Origin of the sequence: Streptomyces sp. NRRL S-118, assembly GCF_000716335.1 — a bacterium.
Taxonomy (GTDB): Bacteria; Actinomycetota; Actinomycetes; order Streptomycetales; family Streptomycetaceae; genus Streptomyces.
The window spans coordinates 273038-293218 of the sequence record NZ_KL591002.1 but is presented as its reverse complement, the minus strand read 5'-3'; the positions used below and the strand labels follow the sequence as shown (position 1 = coordinate 293218).

The window sequence follows — 20181 nt, the reverse complement described above, 5'->3', positions numbered from 1 at the left end:
AGCAGCCGGAACAGACTCGGATCGAACTTACAAAGCAGATGTCGGCGGTTCGAAACCGTCCGCGCCCACCAGCACAAAGGCCCCCGCAGGTCATCTTGCGGGGGCCTTCGACGGTAGTGATTGACGGCAGTCTCACTCGGGACGGCGCCGGCGGAGCAGCCGGTCCATGTGCCCCATCGCCTCCCTCCGGTGCTCGTCGGAGACGTGGGTGTACACGTTCATCGTGACGGCGATCTGGGAGTGCCCCAGGATCTCCATAACGACCCGCGCCGGCACGCCCGCGGCGAACAGGAGCGTCGCGCACCCGTGCCGGGCGTCGTGCAGCCGGATCCGGGGTAGTCCCGCTGCCTCCGTGATGCGCTGGAACGAGCGGCTGAGGTTCATCGGCTCAACCGTGCGACCGGTGCGGGTTGTGAAGACGTAGTCACTGTCCTGCCAGTCTTCCCCTGCGGCGAGCTGCTGCGCAGCCTGCCGGAGGCGCTGCCAGCGCAGTGGCGGCACGCACATGAGGGGGAGAGGGACGGCGCGGGTCCGGCGGTTCTTCGTGGAGTCCGCGTACAGCTCGTGCTGCACCCGCTGGATCTGGTTCCGCACGGTGAGGGTGCGACGCTCCAGGTCGATGTCCGACCACCGCAGCCCGAGAACCTCCCCCCGGCGCAGCCCGAGGGCCACGGCCAGGACGAACGCGGCGTACAGCGCGTCGCCGCGCGCCGCCTCCAGGAAGGTCGTCGTCTGTTCCAGGTCCCACGGCTTCAGCTCCCTCTGCTGCACCCGCGGGGCTGGTACGAGCTTGACCACGTTCCTGGTGATCAGCTCCTCCCGACAGGCGGCGCTGAGCGCGCTGCGCAGGTCCAGAGACTGCCCGAGTCGCGGCAAGCTTACGGGCCCCGATCTCTCGCCCCATGGCAGCTCCCGCCCAAAGCCGCTCCACCGACCTCCTGCGCGACGCTAACTGCCAGCCGGTGGTGCAGTGAAACCTACGCAAGGGGCAGCAACCGGATCTCCTTCAGCATCGCCAAAAGCTCGCCTGGCTGCGTTCGCCATTTCTGTTACGGCCTGTAGCCGGGCTCGCCCAGCACTGACTACACCCTCGTCTGTGTCCACGCCACGACGGCACCCATCTACAGCTTCAAGCTCCCGCCCAAGACTCCAGCGCGCGCGGGTAGCGGCACCTGCTACCGCGGCCGGTCCTTCCACAGTCACGATCGCTTGCGCTTGGATGATCTCTGAAAGCCCGCTCTGAGCTGCTCGGAAACGCTCACGGTATGTCTCGTCGGAGGTGCCGGCTTCTCTGGCGTCGCGAATCAGCCCCGCGCAACGAATAGCGGTAGCGATGAACTGCGCGTAAGCATCTCGGCGCACAGCCCGATTCTCCGCTTCGCGGCGATCAGCACGGTCTTCCTCCGCCAGCGCTCGCTGTGTAGTGACTTGCTGTCGCACACCGCGCAGCGCAAGCCAGGAGGCAAGGCCTGACGCCGAGAAGGCGGAGGCGGCCGCAATCACAGTGGTTATGAGTGTGTCGCTCACACGTAGATCTCAGCAAACAAGGGCTGCCAGCCGCAGCAGTTCGCAGAACAACGTGCATAGAGGACGCTGGGCCGTCTCGGGGCCGTCCGAGGGCAGCCGACAGCGACCAACGTTGACAACCATCGACAGCTAAGCCGCAGGTCACAGCATTGGTCGCTCAGGAGGCCCCAGGTCAGCGAGGCCCCGCGTCACTTCTTCGGCTTCTGGCGTGAACTCCGGTCCTCATAGCTTTCCCCAGACGCGCACTACTCGGTGACCGTCGAGCACTTGGGCGAAGTCAGCCAGAAACTGAGGCGCGAACTCGGGCCAGTTCCAGAACTCGAAGCCAAGGTAGGCGAACGCGAAGTAGTCGTCAGCCCACGTCCAGGCGCGGAGGTCAGAGGCCGACCCGCAGTGCTGGCACGCGACGGTCGCCTCTCCGGTCTTGTGCCAGGCGTTGAAGGCACCATCGAACGCTTCGCTGGCCCCCTCTATGCTGTCCCAGGTTTCGGTGTAGAAGTAGGTCCGGCTGGCGCACCGCGGGCAGGTCGCGTACTGCGCATCGCCCTGTCCACCATGGAAAACCGTGCGTCCAGTCTCAATCTTGAGGCCGTCCGTCGGCTCCCAGTCCGGCTCGCTGACTGCCTTCGCCCATTGCTCGCCGGGTGGGTTTCCCGACCGTGCTCCAAGCAAGCAGTCAGCCCGTCTGGCGAGCACGATCCCCTCTCGAACGAGCCAATCGAGGGCGCGGACTGCGAGCGCCGAAGCCTCGGCAGGCGTGGCATCGAGGTCAACGATGGTCTGGAAGTGATCACCCATGGCGCCGACGATAGGGCTTGCCAGTGACAGGCCATCTTGAACGGAACCTCTGACGGCAGTGGATCGACTGGCCAGACAGCGGCCGACGGTGTCCACCGTCCCGACTGGCAACCCAGGCATAAGGCGTACAGCAGCGAAGTGCAGCAACCGTGCCGCTCCCGGATGATCCTGGTCGACCGCACTAGGCTGCGTAACCACACCGGGAGACCTCAGCGGCCGAACTGCCGATAGTTCGCATCGAGAGAGTCAGCCCGTGCCACAGGCGTGCCAGAAGGAGCGGGGACTCACGGGGAACGGCGGCTGCGAACGGGGCTTCGAGGCCGTCGGCACGGGAGCCAGCATGACCCAGGTCAGGCCCGAAGTTGCCCCACCTCGCTCCTAAAGTGGTGCTCAGCACCGTGCCCGATCCGTGCCCGACAGGTCGGTAAACCACGGTCAACAGCGGGTGCCAGCAAGAGCCCATGGCTTCACCTTGACACCCGTTTCCGCTGGTCAGGTCGCCAACCACGCCCAGAAGCACGGTGATTCCCAAGCTCAGGTCACTGTCTGTTGAGGCTTGGACCTGACGGCAGACTGACGGCAACGAAGGCGCACGAGAACAGTCGTCCATGCCCGGCCGCGCCCGGCGGCGCGCAGATGCGTGGGCCGACTGGTCGAACTGGCCATCGGCTGTTTCCTGGCGGGTAGGGATTTGCCCGCCGCCGATTCAGGCAAGCCCTCAAAGCCTGCCCAGCTCACACCGTGTGGGTCGGCGGCAGATGGGGTGATAGCAGCGCGACGTGCGGTTTACACGAAGCCGGCGACCGCCCGGGAAGGATCAGGATGGTCTGTCTGAAATCGATTCAGGGTTGGAGTCCGATAGAGCGTCGTTCTCGAAGCGCAGCGCTCTGTCAGCAGCATCGAGGAGATCATCGTAGGTGAGAACCTCAACGCGACTGAGATGGGAGTTATAGGTCCGGAGGGTCCTGTCTACGATCTTCTTGTCTACGTCCGGGACCTTCCGTAGAGTTCGCGTCGGGGGGATGCGAAGTCAGGGCGCCATACGATCACGGTACTCGCCCGGTCGGTTGTCCGGCCCTTCGACCGGATCGTCCACGAACTGGGCGAGGAAGCCTACGAGTCTCAGTGGGGCCGGTCGTTTCCCCGAGCCGAGCTCGAAGGTCTGCGAGCCGCGTGGCGGCAGCACCTCAGGACAGCACCGAGTCATGACATCACCAGGTGACATCACGACAGGGGACACGGGCAGCTCGAGGCAGCCATGCGGGAGTCGTCGGTGCAAGGAAGAGAGGCCCGTACAGCCGTGCTGGTCGACCTGATGGAGCAGACTGTGGCGGTTCGAGACCGTCCGCGCCCACCACTACGAAAGCCCCCGGCACGCTGATGGCTGGGGCCTTCGGGCAAGCGAAGCCCCCGGAGCGGTGCGCCTGGGGTCTTCCGGCTGGGCGATCAGGTGGCGAACGTCCTCACCGGCGGCCACGCTGCCCGAGACCCGAGGCGGAATGGGACCGCTGGCCCTTGGCCGGCGGTTCGTCGAGGGTGCACACGCGCGCGAACCGCCGCGTGGACGGCCATCGCCGGCGACGCGCCGCCCCCCCGTTACCGTTTTCGTGGCTCCGCAATGGGGCCTCCGGCCTTCGGGTCCGGCATGACTTCCCCCCCTTGTTGTTGATGATCCGGGGGGTGGTGTCACCGGGCCCGGAGGCATCGACGAACCGCTGATGAGGGGCTTGAGCACCGGCTTCACCCGAGCCGGAAGAGCTCTCCGTAACGTGGATGTGGCAGCTCGGTGCCCTGGCAAGGCCGGACGAAAGCGTGATGGAGGGGCTTGCACGTGATCGACACCGGCGACATCGACGTCTTCCTCGGCCTGGACGTCGGCAAGGGCGAACACCACGCCACCGCCGTCACCCCCGCCGGCAAGAAGGCGTTCGACAAGCGCCTGCCCAACACCGAGCCCAAGCTCCGCGAGCTCTTCGCGAAACTCCAGGCCAAGCACGGAACAGTGCTGGTCGTGGTCGACCAGCCGGCCTCGATCGGCGCCCTGCCGCTCGCAGTCGCACGGGACATGGGCTGCCCAATCGCCTACCTGCCCGGATTAACGATGCGGCGAATTGCCGACCTCTACCCGGGCGAGGCCAAGACCGACGCGAGGGACGCGTTCATCATCGCCGACGCCGCACGCGCGATGCCTCACACGCTGCGGGCGATCGACGGCGAGGACGAGACGATCGCCGAACTGGAGATGATCGTCGGCTTCGACGACGACCTGGCCGGCGAGGCCACCAGGGTTGCCAACCGGCTCCACGGCCTGCTGACACAGATCCACCCGTCGCTGGAACGGGTCCTGGGGCCGCGGCTGCAGCACCCGGCCGTCCTGATGCTGCTGGAACGGTTCGGGTCCCCGGCCCAGATCCGCAAGGCCGGACGGCGGCGGCTGGTCACCCTGCTGCGGCCAAAGGCTCCGAGGATGGCCGAGCGGCTGGTCGAAGAGATCTTCGACGCGCTGGACGAGCAGACCGTGACCGTTCCGGGGACCGAGGCGGCTGCGCTGATCGTCCCGAGCCTGGCCGGATCGCTGGCCGCCGTCCTTGAACAGCGCAAGCTGCTGGCCGGGCGGATCGAGGAACTGCTGGAGGCCCACCCTCTTTCGAAGGTCCTGACCTCGATGCCGGGAATCGGCGCCAGGACCGGAGCCCGCATCCTGATCGAGGTCGGCGACGGCAGCACCTTCCCGACCGCCGGCCACCTCGCCGCCTACGCCGGACTCGCCCCGGCGACCCGCAGCTCAGGCTCCTCGATCCGCGGTGAACAGCCCTCCAGACGGGGAAACAAGCAGCTCAAACGTGCCTTCTTCCTCTCCGCGTTCGCCGCCCTGGGCGACCCGGCATCCCGGGCCTACTACGACAAGAAGATCGCCCAAGGCAAACACCACACCCAAGCCCTGCTCTGCCTCGCCAGACGCCGGGCCGACGTGCTGTTCGCAATGCTCCGCGACGGAACCTTCTACGAACCCCAACCCGCGCGTTCAGTTTGAGCAGACACCAGGCCGAGGGGTTTACAACCCTTGCTGACCTGCGAACCCTCGGTACTCGTCCACGAGCCGGAAGAAGGCTTCAAGCGGAGGTTCGCCAGGCAGGTTTTCCGTGATCGCAGCGTCCCACCCGGTCGCCATCGACCATCCACGGGTCCTGCTGAGCCAAGAGGCAAACCCTCCACTTCCACGGTGGAACTCGAACACCTCGTGGACATCGTGGACCTGAAGGGCGAGGTGGTAGCCGAACATCATCACCGCCAGTTCCTGCAATGAGCCGTTTCGCACCCATGCATTCGGCCGCTGCCGAACGGCAGCCAGCAGGTCATAGACGTCCCGCCACTCTTCGACGGGCCGCCCCTTCGGCCCTCCATCTGCCGCCCCCACCGCATCTCCCTCCCCAGCCGGCATCACCAGCAACCTAACCCGGCACCTTGATGAACTAGATAGGGGCACCCCCCCCCGGGCGGACGGCGATCGGCGGCCGGCCCGCACACCCCATGGCAAAGGGCCGGGGCCCGGGACATGTGTCCCGGGCCCCGGCCCTACAGCCTGCCGGCCGACGGCTACGCGGTCATCGCGTGACCGCCCCCGTCAGTTGTCGTCCTCGTCGATGAGGAAGCCGCGCATCGGCGACGGAGCCTGCTGCATCGGCTGCGGCGCCTGCGGACGCACCGGCGCCATCGGCTGGGTCATCGCCGGCGACATCTGCTGCTGGCCGCCGTACGACGGGGCACCGCCCATCGTCGGGTTGCCGCCCATCGTCTGGTTGCCACCGTACGACGGGCCGCTCGCACCCGCGGACGCCATCGACGGGGACGGCGGCAGCGACGGCGCGGCGGACGGGGTCCGCGGCGGGGCCAGCGAGTCGTCGGCCTGGGTCTCCAGCTGGCGCAGCTGGCTCTCCAGGTACGACTTCAGGCGCGTGCGGTACTCGCGCTCGAAGCCGCGCAGGTCCTCGACCTTGCGCTCCAGCGTGGCGCGGGCCGACTCCAGCGAGCCCATCGCGACGCGGTGCTTCTCCTGCGCGTCCCGCTCCAGGGCGTCCGCCTTGGCGCGGGCGTCGCGCTCCAGACCCTCGGCGCGCGACCGGGCCTCGCCGACGATCTTGTTGGCCTCGGAACGGGCCTCCGCGATCGCCTGGTCGGCGGTCTGCTGGGCGAGGGAGAGGACGCGGGCCGCGCTGTCGCCGCCGGGGCCCTGACCGGGCTGCGGCATCTGCGGGCCGTGACCCCCCATGGGGCCACCCATGGGACCGCCCATCGGGCCGCCCATCGGGCCGCCCTGCATGGGGCCGGGGCCGTGCTGGCCCTGCGGGCCGCCGTGGCTGGGACCGGCCGGCAGCTGAGGAGCACCACCGGGCAGCTGGGGGGGACCCATCTGCGGGGGCTGCTGCTGGACCGGCGGACCCGATATCCCGGCGGGTACGGGAGCGCCGGGACCCACGGGCCGGTCCTGCTGCTCCGGCGGCTTGCGCATACCCTGCTGCTGCTGGTTCTGCGCGGCCGCGCGCGTGGCAGCGGCCAGCTTGGCGCGCAGGTCCTCGTTCTCGCGGAGCAGGCGCGTCAGCTCGGCTTCGACCTCGTCGAGGAAGGCATCGACCTCGTCCTCGTCATAGCCTTCTCGGAGGCGGACGGTCGTGAACTGCTTGTTCCGCACGTCCTCGGGGGTCAGCGGCATCTCTTCTTCACCTCTACGTAGTCGTCGGCAGTCGGCAGGACCGTAATCGCTACAACCCTCACACCCTCATCGCGAAGCCACCCACGATGTTGAGGAGGATGTAGACGATGATCATCAGAACGAAGAAGGACAGGTCGAGTGCCACGCCCCCGAGACGCAACGGTGGGATGAACCGCTGCAGAAGCTTCAGTGGTGGATCGGTGACAGTGTAGGTGGCCTCAAGAACGACCACCATCGCCTTGCCGGGTTCCCATGAACGGGCGAACTGGAAGACGTATGTCATGACCAACCGGAAAAACAGCAGGACGAGGAAGCACATCAGAGCGATGTAGATCACCTGCAGTGCGACGCTCATTCCGCGCTTCCCTCTCCCCTGGCCATGTCCGTCGGCCTCCCGGCCGGCCGTTCCCGGTGTCGTGCTCTCAGCTCTGGTTGAAGAATCCGCCCTCTGCGATGCGGGCCTTGTCCTCCGCCGTGACATCGACGTTAGCAGGCGACAACAGGAACACCTTCTGCGTCACTCGCTCAATGCTGCCATGCAGGCCGAAGACCAGACCGGCGGCAAAGTCGACAAGTCGCTTCGCGTCCGTGTCGTCCATCTCCGTGAGGTTCATGATCACAGGCGTGCCCTCGCGGAAGTGTTCCCCGATGGTACGGGCCTCGTTGTAGGTCCGCGGGTGCAGCGTGGTGATGCGGTAGGGCTCCCGCTCGGACACGACCTTGGGCATGATCACCGGTGCGTTCTTCTCCAGGCTCGGACGTTCAGGTGTGATGGATGCCACGGGGGCGATTCGGGCGGGTCGTCCGCTTTCAGCGGGAAGCGGAACCGGTTCCCGCTGGACCGGTGGTTGCGGTACGACACGTACCGGTTCCTCCCGCTCCGCCTGGAGCGGGGGCTGCGAGTGGCGCCGCCGGTCCCGCTCGGGCTCCGGCTCCAGCTCGGGTTCGAAGTCGTCATCGGGGTCGAAGCCCCGGCCGTCGTACCCATCGTCCTCCACGAGGCCGAGGTAGACCGCCATCTTGCGCATCGCGCCGGCCATGCTCTGAGTCCTCCGCTCTGTGGTGGATCGGCAACGTCAGCTCGTGCCCGCGATCCACTGGGCCTGTCCGCTGTTCGGCGGAAATGACCATATTTTCTGCTGTGGTCCGACTTGCTTCGCGACGTTACCCGAGCCGGGGTCGGTCTCCGAGTACCGCCGTACCGATGCGTACATGTGTCGCTCCGGCCGCCACGGCGTCCTCGAGGTCCGCACTCATCCCTGCTGACACCATGTTCGCAGCCGGATGGGCCGCGCGCAGGCTTGATGAGAATTCCATCAGCCGATCGAATGCCGCCCGTTCGCGCCCGGCGTACGGGCCGGCCAGCGGCGCCACCGTCATGAGTCCGTCGAGCCGCAGCCCGGGCGCGGCCGCCACCGCGCCGGCCAACTCCTCGATGCCGTCCGGAGCCACCCCGCCCCGCTCCCCCCGTTCGCCCGCCCCCGCGTCGAGGGCGACCTGGATGAGGCACCCCAGTTCGCGCCCGGTGCGGACGGCGGCGGCGGACAGTGCGGTCACCAGCTTCAGTCGGTCGATCGACTGCACCAGATGCGCATAACTCGCTACGGAACGGACTTTATTGGTCTGAAGCTGACCGACGAAGTGCCAGGTCAGATCGAGATCCGCGCAGGCGGCCGCCTTGGGAGCCGCGTCCTGGTCGCGGTTCTCGGCGACGTGCCGGATGCCCAGCTCGTGCAGCAGCCGCACGTCGCTCGCCGGGTAGGTCTTGGTGACCACGATCAGGGTCACGTCCTCCCGCTTGCGTCCGGCGGCCTCGCACGCTGCAGAGATTCGTTCCTCCACTCGCGCCAGGTTCTCGGCGAGCTGAGTCTTGCGGTCCGTCATGAGGTATCAGTCCAGCCAGACATATCCGGCGAGCCGCCCGGTGGTGCGGTCGCGGCGGTACGAGTAGTGGTCGCGCGATTCACGCGTGCAGATCTCCGACGCGCGCCGGTCGCACACCCCCAGCGCGTCGAGCTGCGCGAGTACGCCGGCAGTGACGTCCACGGCCGGAGTGCCCCAACTCGTCTCCGAGTGCGCCTCCGGTACGACGGCGGCGACCTCCGCGCGCATGGCCTCCGGGACCTCGTAGCACCGCCCGCAGACAGCCGGGCCGGTCCGGGCGGTGATGCGGGACGGTTCGGCGCCGAGCGCGATCATGGCCTCGACGGCGGCGGGCACCACGCCCGCGACCATCCCGGGGCGCCCCGCGTGGGCCGCGCCCACCACACCCGCGACCGGGTCGGCGAGCAGCACCGGGGTGCAGTCCGCGGTGAGCACGGCGAGCGCCAGCCCGCGCCGGGCGGTGACCACGCCGTCCACGGGAGGGACCTCCCGGTCCGCGGGCCAGGGCCCGTCGACCACGGCGACGTCCCGGCCGTGGACCTGGTTCATCCAGACGACCCGCTCCGGGTCGAGCCCCAGCGCACCGGCCACGCGCCGGCGGTTGGTCCGCACGGCGGCGGGGTCGTCCCCGACCGCCCCGCCGAGGTTGAGCTCTTCGTACGGAACGGCGCTCACCCCGCCCCACCTGTCGGTGAAGGCGAAGTGCGCGCCGTTCACGGTGTCGCGCTGTCCTATCACGTCACACGGTCACTTCAGGAAGTCCGGGACGTCCAGCTCTTCGGCGGAGGTGTCCGGGTAGGGGCGGGCCGGCGGCACCGCCGTCGGGTTGACCGTGGACAGCGGGGAGTCGGTCGCGACCGGGGCCGGCTCGACCGGGACGGCCGGCGGCTCCTCACGGACCGGGACGGTGCCGAGTCCGCCGACGGAGCGGGAGCTGTCGCGCTGCACGGGGGCCGGCTCGTCGCGCTTGGCGGTGGACGAGGCGCCGAGGATGTTGTCCCGTCGCGCGGGCGGCTGCCCGCCGTCGAACCCGGCCGCGATGACCGTGACCCGCACCTCGTCGCCGAGCGCGTCGTCGATGACCGCACCGAAGATGATGTTGGCCTCGGGGTGGGCGGCCTCGCTGACCAGCTGGGCGGCCTCGTTGATCTCGAAGAGACCGAGGTCCGACCCGCCGGAGATGGAGAGCAGCACGCCGCGGGCACCGTCGATGGAGGCTTCGAGGAGCGGCGAGGAGATCGCCATCTCGGCGGCCGCCACCGCCCGGTCGTCGCCCCGGGCCGAGCCGATGCCCATGAGCGCGGAGCCCGCCTCGGACATGACCGACTTGACGTCGGCGAAGTCGAGGTTGATGAGGCCCGGGGTGGTGATGAGGTCGGTGATGCCCTGGACGCCGGACAGCAGCACCTGGTCGGCGGACTTGAAGGCGTCCAGCACGCTGACCTGGCGGTCCGAGATGGACAGCAGCCGGTCGTTCGGGATGACGATGAGGGTGTCGACCTCTTCGCGGAGCTCGGCGATGCCGTCCTCCGCCTGGTTGGCGCGGCGCCGGCCCTCGAAGGTGAACGGCCGCGTCACCACACCGATCGTCAGGGCGCCCAGGGAGCGCGCGATGTTGGCGACGACGGGGGCGCCGCCGGTGCCGGTGCCGCCGCCTTCGCCGGCGGTGACGAAGACCATGTCGGCCCCCTTGAGGACCTCCTCGATCTCCTCACGGTGGTCCTCTGCCGCCTTGCGGCCGACTGCCGGGTTGGCTCCGGCCCCGAGGCCGCGGGTGAGTTCGCGGCCGACGTCGAGCTTGACGTCGGCGTCGCTCATCAACAGTGCTTGCGCGTCGGTGTTGATGGCGATGAACTCGACGCCCTTGAGACCGACCTCGATCATTCGGTTGATGGCATTGACACCACCGCCGCCGACACCGATGACCTTGATGACTGCGAGGTAGTTCTGCGGTGCTGCCACGTCGAAGGCCTCTCGCCTCGAGTTACGTGTCGCCACTTCGCGGTGGTCTCGCGCCGCGACGACGGATGCCGATGGGACGGTCCGAAACGCCGACCCAAACCCTAACGTTGAAGTTTAGGGTTACCAGTGTCTCTGTTCGCTGGACTCTTCCGAACAGGACACTAAGTCGACAAGTGGCGCACGTTCAACGAACACGCCGAACCTCCCGTTTTTCTTTTCACCCTATGTGATCACCCATAGCGCTGACCAACCAGGGTGCTGGCCAGGGCATATGTGCGTCAACTCCGCGACGCGGCGGGCGCTGTGGGTGCACTCACGTCGAAGTGCCCCGCTTTGGGGGATGCTTTCATGAGTGCGGTGAGCGCACGCGCTTTCGCCTCGCCGGCCTCGCCGCTCCCCCACACGACCGTCCGGTTCCGGGTCAGCTCCAGGGTGATGGAGTCGTACGAGCGGACGCCGACGATCCGGGTGTCCCTGGCCACCGCGGCCGGGAGCTCGCCGGCCACTCCCACCGCCTCCCGGATGAGCCGTTCGGTGTCGAAGCGGCGCAGGCTCGGGGACTGATCGGCCGTCAGCCGGAGCAGGGGGACACCGCGCGGCTGCCGGTCGACCGTGGCGAAACGCACACCCTTCCGGTCCACTTCCACGAACTTCGTGCCCTGCTCCAGCAGCAGGACGGGCTTGCGCTCGGTCACTTCGAGGGCGATCCCGTCCGGCCAGGAGCGGACGACGTCCACGGAGTCGATCCTGGGCAGCTCGCGCCGCAGGCGCTCGGCGATGGCATCGGTGTCCACCGAGGCGAGCGGCGAGCCCAGCGGCACTGCCGCGACCGCCTCGACCCGGGCCGGCGCCAGGACCCGGGTGCCGGAGACGGTGACGTCCCGGACCCGCAGCCACTTCGAGCCGTAGAGCACCCAGACGGTCGAGGCGACGAGGGCGAGGGCGGCCAGGACCACCAGGACGGTCCGGGGCGAGGGCAGGCGCGTGCGGCCGCCCCGCGGCCCCGGACGGGAGGGCCGGGACCGGGCCGACGACGTGCCGTTGGTCCTGCGGGCGCCCCGCTGGGCGGCGGTCGTCGTCGGTCCGGCCATGCTCCCTGCCTCCTGCGGCTGCTCCTACGCCCTGTGGCGCGCCGCGATCGCCTCGTAGACCATGCCGACGAGCAGCTGGTCGGCGTCCCGGCGGCCGAACTCGCTCGCGGCCCGGGACATCTCGTACAGCCGGTGCGGGTCGGAGAGCACGGGCAGGACATTGCCCTGGACCCACTCGGGGGTCAGCTCCGCGTCGTCGACCAGCAGGCCGCCGCCGGCCTTGACCACCGGCTGGGCGTTGAGCCGCTGTTCGCCGTTGCCGATCGGCAGCGGCACGTACGCGGCGGGCAGCCCGACGGCGGAGAGCTCGGCGACGGTCATCGCACCCGCGCGGCAGAGCATCATGTCCGCCGCCGCGTAGGCGAGGTCCATCCGGTCCACATACGATACCGGGATGTACGGGGGCATACCCGGCATGTTGTCGACGTGCGGCAGTTCGTTCTTCGGGCCGACCGCGTGCAGGATCTGGATGCCGGAGCGCTGGAGCACCGGGGCGACCTGCTGGACCACCTCGTTGAGGCGGCGGGCGCCCTGCGAGCCGCCGGAGACCAGCAGCGTCGGCAGGTTCGGGTCGAGGCCGAAGGCCGCGCGCGCCTCCGGGCGGACCCGGGCGCGGTCGAGCGTGGCGATGGTGTGCCGCAGCGGGATGCCGATGTAGCGGGCGCCGCGGAGCTTGCTGTCCGGGGTGGCGACACCGACCCCGGCCGCGTACCGCGAACCGATCTTGTTGGCGAGGCCCGGCCGGGCGTTCGCCTCGTGGACCACGATCGGCACACCGAGCCGTTTGGCCGCCAGATAGCCGGGCAGAGCCACGTAACCGCCGAAGCCGACCACGCAGTCGGCCTTGGTGCGCTCCAGGATCTGCTCGGCGGCCTTGATCGTGCCGCGCAGCCGCCCGGGGACGGTGATCAGCTCGGGTGTGGGCTTGCGGGGCAGCGGGACGGCGGGGATGAGCGCCAGCTCGTAGCCCCGCTCCGGTACGAGCCGGGTCTCCAGACCCCGCTCCGTACCGAGGGCCGTGATCCCCACGGTCGGGTCCTGCCTGCGCAGGGCGTCCGCGAGGGCGAGCGCGGGCTCGATGTGGCCGGCGGTCCCCCCACCGGCGAGTACGACATGCACCGAAATTCACCGCTCTCCGGACGGACGCTTCTTGACGCGCCGTCGCATCGACTTCCAACTCACCCCGGCCCTCTTGCCGAACACGGGCTGGCGCATGGCCAGGGCCGCTCTCGCCGCAGGCTCCTCTCGCGCGAAGGCGATCAGCAGACCGACGGCGAACATGGTCGGCAGCAGGGCGGAACCCCCGTAGGAGAACAGCGGGAGGGGGACACCGGCGATCGGCAGCAGGCCGAGCACCGCACCGATGTTGACCACGGCCTGGGCCGTGATCCAGGTGGTCACACCTCCCGCGGCGTACCTCACGAAGGGGTCCTCCGTGCGTCCGGCCACGCGGATACCCGCATAGCCTAGAGCCGCGAACAGGGCGAGTACCGACAGCGTCCCCGCCAGCCCCAGTTCCTCCCCGGTGATGGCGAAGATGAAGTCGGTGTGCGGTTCGGGGAGTTGCCCCCATTTTTCCACACTGGCACCGAGGCCCGAACCGAACCATCCGCCCGACGCCAGAGCATAGATGCCGTGCACCGCCTGCCAGCACGAGTCCCCGGGGCCGGGCTCGGTGGCGCCGATGCAGGCGAGCCGGGCCATGCGGTTGCCGCTGGTCCTGATGAGCATCACGCCGATCGCGGCGGCCACGGTCAGGACGCCCACGAACATCCGGGTGGGAGCGCCGGCCAGCCACAGCAGGCCGAAGAGGATGGCGGTGAGGATGATCGCGGTGCCCATGTCGCCGCCGAGCATGATCAGCCCGAGCAGCAGGAACGCGACCGGCACCAGCGGCACCAGCATGTGCTTCCACTGGGTCAGCAGCCGCTTGTCCTGCTTGCGGGCGAGCAGGTCGGCGCCCCACAGGATCAGGGCGAGCTTGCCGAACTCGCTGGGCTGGAGCTGGAAGGGCCCGCCCAGGTAGATCCAGTTCTGGTTGCCGTTGACGGAATGCCCTATCCCGGGGATCTGGACGAGCACCATCAGGAAGACGGTCCCCACGAGCAGCGGGTACGCCAGCGCGCGGTGCAGGTTGGCCGGCACGCGGGAGGCGAAGAGCAGCAGCCCGGTCCCGATGGCGGCCGCGAGGAACTGCTTGCGGAAGAAGTACGTGTCGGACAGCGACAGCTCCAGCGCCTTGATCTGGGACGCCGAGTAGACCATCACCAGCCCCAGGACCGTGATCAGCAGGCTGGCGCCGAGGATCACGTAGTACGCCGTCAGGGGCCGGTCCCAGGCCCGGCGCGCCCGCTCGTACCAGCCGCGCACCGTGCTGCCGCGCGGCGGGCGCGGAGCGGGGACCCTGCGGAGCCGGCCCCCCTTGAGCGCGGTGGGGGGCCGGCGCGGTCCCGCTGTCCGGCCGCGCAGGGCGAGGCCCGCCCCGATCGGTGCGTGCGGTGCGTACGAGGCGGTGTGATGGGCCCGCAAGGTCGCCGTCCCCTCCAGTCGCTCCAGTCGTGCCCGGCACCACCGGACCTGGTCGCTGGTCAGGCGCGCCCGGCGGCGAGTGCGCGGACCGCGTCCGCGAACGCCTCGCCGCGCTTGTTGTAGTTGGCGAACATGTCCATCGAGGCACAGGCGGGGGCGAGCAGAACCGTATCCCCTGGCCGGGCCAGCCGTGCCGCCTCCTGGACCGCTGCGGACATCGCCCCAGTGTCGGTCCGGTCGAGGTCGACGACCGGTACCTCGGGGGCGTGTCGCGCGAGGGCTTCGCGGATCAGGGCGCGGTCCGCGCCCATGAGGACCACCCCGCGCAGCCGCCCCGCGGACGCGCCGACCAGCTCGTCGAAGGTCGCCCCCTTGGCGAGGCCGCCCGCGATCCAGACGATCGGGTCGTACGCGGCCAGCGACGCCTCGGCGGCGTGCGTGTTGGTCGCCTTGGAGTCGTCGACGTAGCGGACGCCCCCGACCTCCTCGACGAGCTCGATGCGGTGCGGGTCGGGCCGGAAGGCGCGCAGTCCCTCGCGCACGGCCTTGGCCTCGACGCCGAAGGCACGGGCGAGGGCGGCCGCGGCGAGCGCGTTGGCGATGTTGTGCGGGGCCGGCGGGTCGATGTCCGACACCTGGGCGAGCTCCTGCGCCTGCTTCTGCCGGTTCTCGACGAAGGCACGGTCCACCAGGAGGTCGTCCACGATGCCGACCTGGGACGGGCCGGGCGTGCCGAGGGTGAAGCCGATGGCGCGGCACCCCTCCTCGACGTCCGCCGCCCGGACCAGGTCCTCGGTGGCGGGGTCCTGCACGTTGTAGACGCAGGCGACCTGGTTGCCCTCGTAGATGCGGCCCTTGTCGGCGGCGTAGTCCTCCATGGAGCCGTGCCAGTCCAGGTGGTCCGGTGCCAGGTTCAGCACGGCGGCGGAGTGCGCGCGCAGGGACGGCGACCAGTGCAGCTGGTAGCTGGACAGCTCGACGGCGAGCACGTCGTACTCCTCCTCGCCGAGCACGGCGTCGAGGAGGGAGACCCCGATGTTGCCGACGGCCGCCGTCCTCAGGCCCGCGGCCGTCAGGATGGACGCCAGCATCCGTACCGTCGTCGTCTTGCCGTTGGTGCCGGTGACCGCCAGCCACGGTGCGGCCTTGCGGCCGGTCCGCCCGCGCAGGCGCCAGGCCAGCTCGACGTCGCCCCAGACCGGGACGCCCGCCTCGGCGGCGGCGGCGAACAGCGGTTTGCCGGGCGCCCAGCCGGGCGTGGTGACGACGAGTCCGGTGCCCTCCGGCAGGGTCGCGCCGTCGCCGAGGCGGACGGTGATGCCCTCCGCCTCCAGCTGCGCGGCCTGCGCGCGGGAGCGCTCGTCGTCGCCGTCGTTGACGACCGTGACGCGCGCGCCGAGGCCGTGCAGGACCCGGGCGGCGGGGATGCCGCTCACGCCCAGGCCGGCGACGGTGACGTTCTTGCCCTGCCAGGTGGTACTCACTTGTCGGCTGCCCATCCCGCGTAGAAGAGCCCCAGACCCACGATGACGCACATGCCCTGGATGATCCAGAACCGGACCACGACCAGCACCTCGGACCACCCCTTGAGCTCGAAGTGGTGCTGGAGGGGAGCCATCCGGAAGACCCGCTTGCCGGTCATCCGGAAGGAGCCGACCTGGATGATCACGGAGAGGGTGATGAGGACGAAGAGGCCGCCCAGGAGGGCCAGCAGCAGCTCGGTGCGGGAGCAGATGGCCAGACCCGCGAGCGCGCCGCCCAGGGCGAGCGAGCCGGTGTCGCCCATGAAGATCTTCGCGGGCGAGGTGTTCCACCACAGGAAGCCGAAGCAGGCGCCCATGAGGGCGGAGGCGACGACGGCGAGGTCGAGCGGGTCGCGCACCTCGAAGCAGGCGTTCGGGTTGGTCAGGGTGTCCGCGTTGGCGCACGACTCCTGGAACTGCCACAGCCCGATGAAGGTGTACGCGCCGAAGACCATCACGGAGGCGCCGGTGGCCAGGCCGTCCAGACCGTCGGTGAGGTTCACGCCGTTGGACATGGCCAGGATCATGAACAGCGCCCAGACCACGAACAGCACCGGGCCGATGGACCAGCCGAAGTCGGTGATGAAGGAGAGCCGGGTGGAGGCCGGGGTCTGACCCCGGGCGTCCGCGAACTGGAGTGCGAGGACGGCGAAGGCGACGCCGACGATCAGCTGGCCGGCCATCTTCGCCTTGGCCCGCAGACCGAGCGAACGCTGCTTGACGATCTTGATGTAGTCGTCGAGGAAGCCGACGAGACCCATGCCGGCCATCAGGAACAGCACCAGGACACCCGAGTACGTCGGGTCCTCGCCGGTGATGACCTTGGCGAGGGCGTACGCGATGAGCGTGGCGAGGATGAAGGAGATGCCGCCCATGGTGGGCGTGCCCTTCTTGCTGCCGTGCGTGCGGGGGCCGTCATCCCGGATGAACTGCCCGTATCCCTTGCGGGCCAGGAGCTTGATCAGCAGCGGGGTGCCGATCAGGGTCAGGAAGAGCCCGATGGCCCCCGCGAAGAGGATCTGCCTCATCGGCCGGCGACCTCGCCCTCGGCGGTGTTCTCAAGCAGTGCCTGGGCCACCCGCTCGAGCCCCACCGACCTGGAAGCCTTCACCAGCACGACGTCTCCCGGGCGCAGCTCACTGCGCAACAGGTCGATCGCCGCCCGCGCGTCGGACACGTGCACCGACTCCTCACCCCACGAACCCTCGTTATATGCGCCCAGTTGCAGCCAGGACGCTTCCCTGCCCCCGACTGCGACGAGCTTGCTGACGTTGAGCCGGACGGCGAGCCGTCCGACCGCGTCGTGCTCGGCGAGCGACTCGTCGCCGAGCTCGGCCATCTGGCCGAGCACCGCCCACGTACGGCCCCCCTTGACCTGTGCGGCCTTGCCCATGGCCGCGAGCGCGCGCAGGGCCGCCCGCATGGACTCGGGGTTCGCGTTGTAGGCGTCGTTGACGATCGTCACACCGTCCGGACGCTCGGTGACCTCCATGCGCCAGCGGGAGAGGGAGCCCGCCTCGGAGAGCGCGGTGGCGATCTCGTCGACGGACATGCCCAGCTCATGGGCGACGGCGGCCGCGGCGAGCGCGTTCGACACGTGGTGCTCACCGTACAGGCGCAAGGTCACGTCGCTGCACCCGGTGGGTGTGTGAAGCCTGAAAGAGGGCTGTCCGTTCTCTGTGAGACGGACATTCTCGGCACGGATGTGGGCGTCGTCGGCCTCGCCGAAGAGGGTCACGCGCGCGCGGGTCCGGCTTTCCATGGCTCGTACGAGCGGGTCGTCGGCGTTCAGCACGGCGATGCCGCCCTCGTCCGCGGACGGCAGGGCCTCGACGAGCTCGCCCTTGGCCTGGGCGATCTGCTCCCGGCCGCCGAACTCGCCGATGTGGGCGCTGCCCACGTTCAGGACGAGCCCGATGCCCGGCGGGGTCAGCTCGGTCAGGTAGCGGATGTGGCCGATTCCGCGCGCTCCCATTTCCAGGACGAGGTGCTCGGTGTCCTTCGTCGCGCGCAGCGCGGTGAGCGGCAGGCCGATCTCGTTGTTGAGGGAGCCGGGCGTCCAGACGGTGGGTCCCTTGCGCTGGAGCACCTGGGCGATGAGGTCCTTGGTGCTGGTCTTGCCGGCCGAGCCGGTCAGCGCGACGACGCGGGTGCCCAGGCGGGCGACGACCGCGCGGGCGAGGGCGCCGAGGGCCGACTGGACGTCGTCGACGACGACGGCGGGCACGCCGACCGGCCGGGTGGCGAGGACGGCCACCGCGCCGGCCTCCAGGGCCTGGCGCGCGTAGTCGTGGCCGTCGACGCGTTCGCCGACGAAGGCGACGAAGAGGCTGCCGGGTTCGATCTCGCGGGAATCGCGGACGACGGGCCCGGTGACCTGGATGGCCGGATCCGGTATGTCGTGCGACTGCCCGCCGACGATTTCGGCGATCTCGGCGAGGGAGAGGGCGATCACTACTTCATCCCTGACTGTTCTCGTGTCGATTGGCGCGCTCCGCGATGGCCTCGCGCAGCACCTGCCGGTCGTCGAAGGGGCGTACCACCCCTGCGATGTCCTGGCCCTGCTCGTGGCCCTTGCCCGCGACCAGCACGGTGTCCCCGGGCCGGGCGCGGGCCACGGCTGCGGCGATCGCGGCCGCCCGGTCCTCGAACACGACGACCTCGCCGCGCTCGTGGACGGGCACTTCCGCGGCGCCCGCGAGCATCGTGGCGAGGATCGCGAGCGGATCCTCGGAGCGGGGGTTGTCGGAGGTCAGTACGGCGGTGTCGGCGAGGCGCGCCGCCGCGGCGCCCATGGGGCCGCGCTTGGTGACGTCCCGGTCGCCGCCGCATCCCAGCACGATGTGCAGCCTGCCGTCGGTGACCTTGCGCAGGGCGCGCAGGACCGATTCGACGGCGTCCGTCTTGTGGGCGTAGTCGACGACCGCGAGGTAGGGCTGGCCCGCGTCGACACGCTCCAGCCGGCCGGGGACGCCGGGGACCGCGGCGATGCCGTCGGCGGCGGTCTGCGGGTCGACCCCGGCGACGGCGAGGGTGACGACGGCGGCGAGGGTGTTGGCGACGTTGAACGGGCCGGGCAGCGGCGCCTTGGCGGTCACCCGCTCGCCCTTGGGGCCCAGGATGGTGAATGTGCTGCCCAGGGGGCCGATCTCGACGTCCTGGGCACGCCAGTCGGCGTCGGGGTGGCCCTCGGCGGAGAAGGTCACGACGGGGACGGACGCCTCCTCGGTGAGCCTCCTTCCGTACGCGTCGTCGAGGTTGACCACGCCCTGCCGGGAGCGGCGCGGGGTGAACAGCTGCGCCTTGGCCTGGAAGTAGTCCTCCATACCGGAGTGGAACTCCATGTGCTCCGGGCTGAGGTTGTTGAAGACGGCGACGTCGAAGACGCAGCCGTCGACCCGGCCGAGCACGAGGGCGTGGCTGGAGACCTCCATGGCGACGGATTCGACGCCGCGTTCGCGCATCACGGCGAACAGGGCCTGGAGGTCGGTGGCTTCGGGGGTCGTGCGCTCGGACTTGATGCGCTCGTCGCCGATGCGCATCTCGACGGTGCCGATCAGCCCGGTGCGGTGCCCGGCCGCCTTGAGGCCGCCCTCGACGAGGTAGGCGGTGGTGGTCTTGCCGGAGGTGCCGGTGATGCCGATCTGGAGCAGGTCGCCGCCCGGCCGTCCGTAGATGTCGGCGGCGAGCTCCCCCATCCGGCCGCGGGGGTCCTCGGTGACCAGGACCGGCAGGCCGGTGGCGGCCGCGCGCTCGGCGCCGGTCGGGTCGGTGAGGATCGCGACGGCGCCGAGGTCGGCGGCCTGGCCGGCGAAGTCCGCGCCGTGGAGGCGGGCGCCCGGGAGCGCGGCGTACACGTCACCGGGGCGTACGGCCCGCGAGTCGTGGGTGATCCCGGACACCTCCGCGCTGCCCGGGGCCGGGATGTCCAGCCGCGCGGCGAGTTCGCCCAGGGGTGTGGGGCGGACCTGGGCCGGGCGGGGAGCCCCCTGCTGTTTCACGGGGACGTCCTTCGGGGTGGTTCGGGACTGATCAGCGTGTGGCACGGCGGTGAGCGTACCGGGCGTACCCGTCATCGGGCCAAAAGAGGCCGCCGGTGCGGTACGGGTGCCGGAGCGGCCCGCGGGGTCGGGGGTGGTGGTTGTCACTGGGGGCT

At 69.9% G+C, this 20181-nt stretch carries 16 protein-coding genes and 1 pseudogene; 1 reads left to right on the top strand and 16 read right to left on the bottom strand.

Going from position 1 to position 20181, the window contains the following annotated elements; translation table 11 throughout:
* Nucleotides 1-132: 132 nt before the first annotated feature.
* Both IH00_RS0104735 and IH00_RS0104730 read right to left on the bottom strand, forming a co-directional pair.
* A pseudogene (locus IH00_RS0104735) lies at nucleotides 133-849 on the bottom strand (tyrosine-type recombinase/integrase); the annotation flags it as partial.
* Nucleotides 850-1749: 900 nt separating this feature from the next.
* The gene (locus IH00_RS0104730; protein WP_031069886.1) at nucleotides 1750-2325 is read right to left on the bottom strand and encodes a hypothetical protein; all 576 of its coding nucleotides are present in this window, start codon (nucleotides 2323-2325) and stop codon (nucleotides 1750-1752) included.
* 1831 nt (nucleotides 2326-4156) lie between these two features.
* Between IH00_RS0104730 and IH00_RS0104725 the strand changes: the two genes are divergently transcribed.
* Nucleotides 4157-5359 (top strand): IS110 family RNA-guided transposase, encoded by a 1203-nt coding sequence (locus IH00_RS0104725; protein ID WP_039946229.1) that lies wholly within the window; start codon nucleotides 4157-4159, stop codon nucleotides 5357-5359.
* A 21-nt stretch (nucleotides 5360-5380) separates the two neighbouring features.
* Here the strand turns inward: IH00_RS0104725 and IH00_RS43805 are convergent, their stop codons facing one another.
* The 14 genes from IH00_RS43805 to IH00_RS0104655 form a co-directional block, all read right to left on the bottom strand.
* Entirely contained in the window at nucleotides 5381-5776 is a 396-nt protein-coding gene (locus tag IH00_RS43805) for a hypothetical protein (protein ID WP_234334765.1), read from the bottom strand.
* A 174-nt stretch (nucleotides 5777-5950) separates the two neighbouring features.
* Complete coding sequence (locus IH00_RS0104715) at nucleotides 5951-7036, bottom strand: DivIVA domain-containing protein (RefSeq protein WP_031069881.1); 1086 nt, start codon at nucleotides 7034-7036, stop codon at nucleotides 5951-5953.
* Nucleotides 7037-7094: 58 nt separating this feature from the next.
* Nucleotides 7095-7391 carry a YggT family protein gene (locus tag IH00_RS0104710; RefSeq protein ID WP_031069879.1) on the bottom strand — a complete coding sequence of 99 codons (297 nt, stop codon included), beginning with the start codon at nucleotides 7389-7391 and terminating at the stop codon, nucleotides 7095-7097.
* Between the two features lie 67 nt (nucleotides 7392-7458).
* On the bottom strand, nucleotides 7459-8076 hold the full coding sequence (locus tag IH00_RS0104705; RefSeq protein ID WP_031069876.1) for a cell division protein SepF: 618 nt from the start codon (nucleotides 8074-8076) through the stop codon (nucleotides 7459-7461).
* Nucleotides 8077-8200: 124 nt separating this feature from the next.
* Complete coding sequence (locus tag IH00_RS0104700) at nucleotides 8201-8920, bottom strand: YggS family pyridoxal phosphate-dependent enzyme (protein WP_031069874.1); 720 nt, start codon at nucleotides 8918-8920, stop codon at nucleotides 8201-8203.
* 6 nt (nucleotides 8921-8926) lie between these two features.
* Nucleotides 8927-9658: a peptidoglycan editing factor PgeF gene (pgeF, locus tag IH00_RS0104695; RefSeq protein WP_031069872.1), complete on the bottom strand. Its 732-nt coding sequence runs from the start codon at nucleotides 9656-9658 to the stop codon at nucleotides 8927-8929.
* A 9-nt stretch (nucleotides 9659-9667) separates the two neighbouring features.
* Complete coding sequence (gene ftsZ / locus IH00_RS0104690; RefSeq protein ID WP_031069869.1) at nucleotides 9668-10882, bottom strand: cell division protein FtsZ; 1215 nt, start codon at nucleotides 10880-10882, stop codon at nucleotides 9668-9670.
* 278 nt (nucleotides 10883-11160) lie between these two features.
* On the bottom strand, nucleotides 11161-11973 hold the full coding sequence (locus IH00_RS0104685; RefSeq protein ID WP_031069867.1) for a cell division protein FtsQ/DivIB: 813 nt from the start codon (nucleotides 11971-11973) through the stop codon (nucleotides 11161-11163).
* Nucleotides 11974-11997: 24 nt separating this feature from the next.
* Nucleotides 11998-13092, bottom strand: coding sequence for an undecaprenyldiphospho-muramoylpentapeptide beta-N-acetylglucosaminyltransferase (gene murG / locus IH00_RS0104680; protein ID WP_031069865.1), 1095 nt, complete (start codon nucleotides 13090-13092; stop codon nucleotides 11998-12000).
* Between the two features lie 6 nt (nucleotides 13093-13098).
* Entirely contained in the window at nucleotides 13099-14502 is a 1404-nt protein-coding gene (ftsW, locus tag IH00_RS0104675; protein ID WP_234334764.1) for a putative lipid II flippase FtsW, read from the bottom strand.
* A gap of 59 nt (nucleotides 14503-14561) precedes the next feature.
* Nucleotides 14562-16001, bottom strand: coding sequence for a UDP-N-acetylmuramoyl-L-alanine--D-glutamate ligase (murD, locus tag IH00_RS0104670; protein WP_031069861.1), 1440 nt, complete (start codon nucleotides 15999-16001; stop codon nucleotides 14562-14564).
* Nucleotides 15983-17053 carry a phospho-N-acetylmuramoyl-pentapeptide-transferase gene (mraY, locus tag IH00_RS0104665; RefSeq protein WP_031069858.1) on the bottom strand — a complete coding sequence of 357 codons (1071 nt, stop codon included), beginning with the start codon at nucleotides 17051-17053 and terminating at the stop codon, nucleotides 15983-15985. The genes murD and mraY overlap by 19 nt, the downstream gene beginning before the upstream one ends.
* A complete protein-coding gene (locus IH00_RS0104660; RefSeq protein WP_031069856.1) occupies nucleotides 17050-18480 on the bottom strand; it encodes a UDP-N-acetylmuramoyl-tripeptide--D-alanyl-D-alanine ligase in 1431 nt (476 codons plus the stop codon). Before IH00_RS0104660 ends, mraY begins: the two co-directional genes overlap by 4 nt.
* A gap of 4 nt (nucleotides 18481-18484) precedes the next feature.
* Nucleotides 18485-20173: a UDP-N-acetylmuramoyl-L-alanyl-D-glutamate--2,6-diaminopimelate ligase gene (locus IH00_RS0104655; protein ID WP_031069854.1), complete on the bottom strand. Its 1689-nt coding sequence runs from the start codon at nucleotides 20171-20173 to the stop codon at nucleotides 18485-18487.
* Nucleotides 20174-20181: the final 8 nt, after the last annotated feature.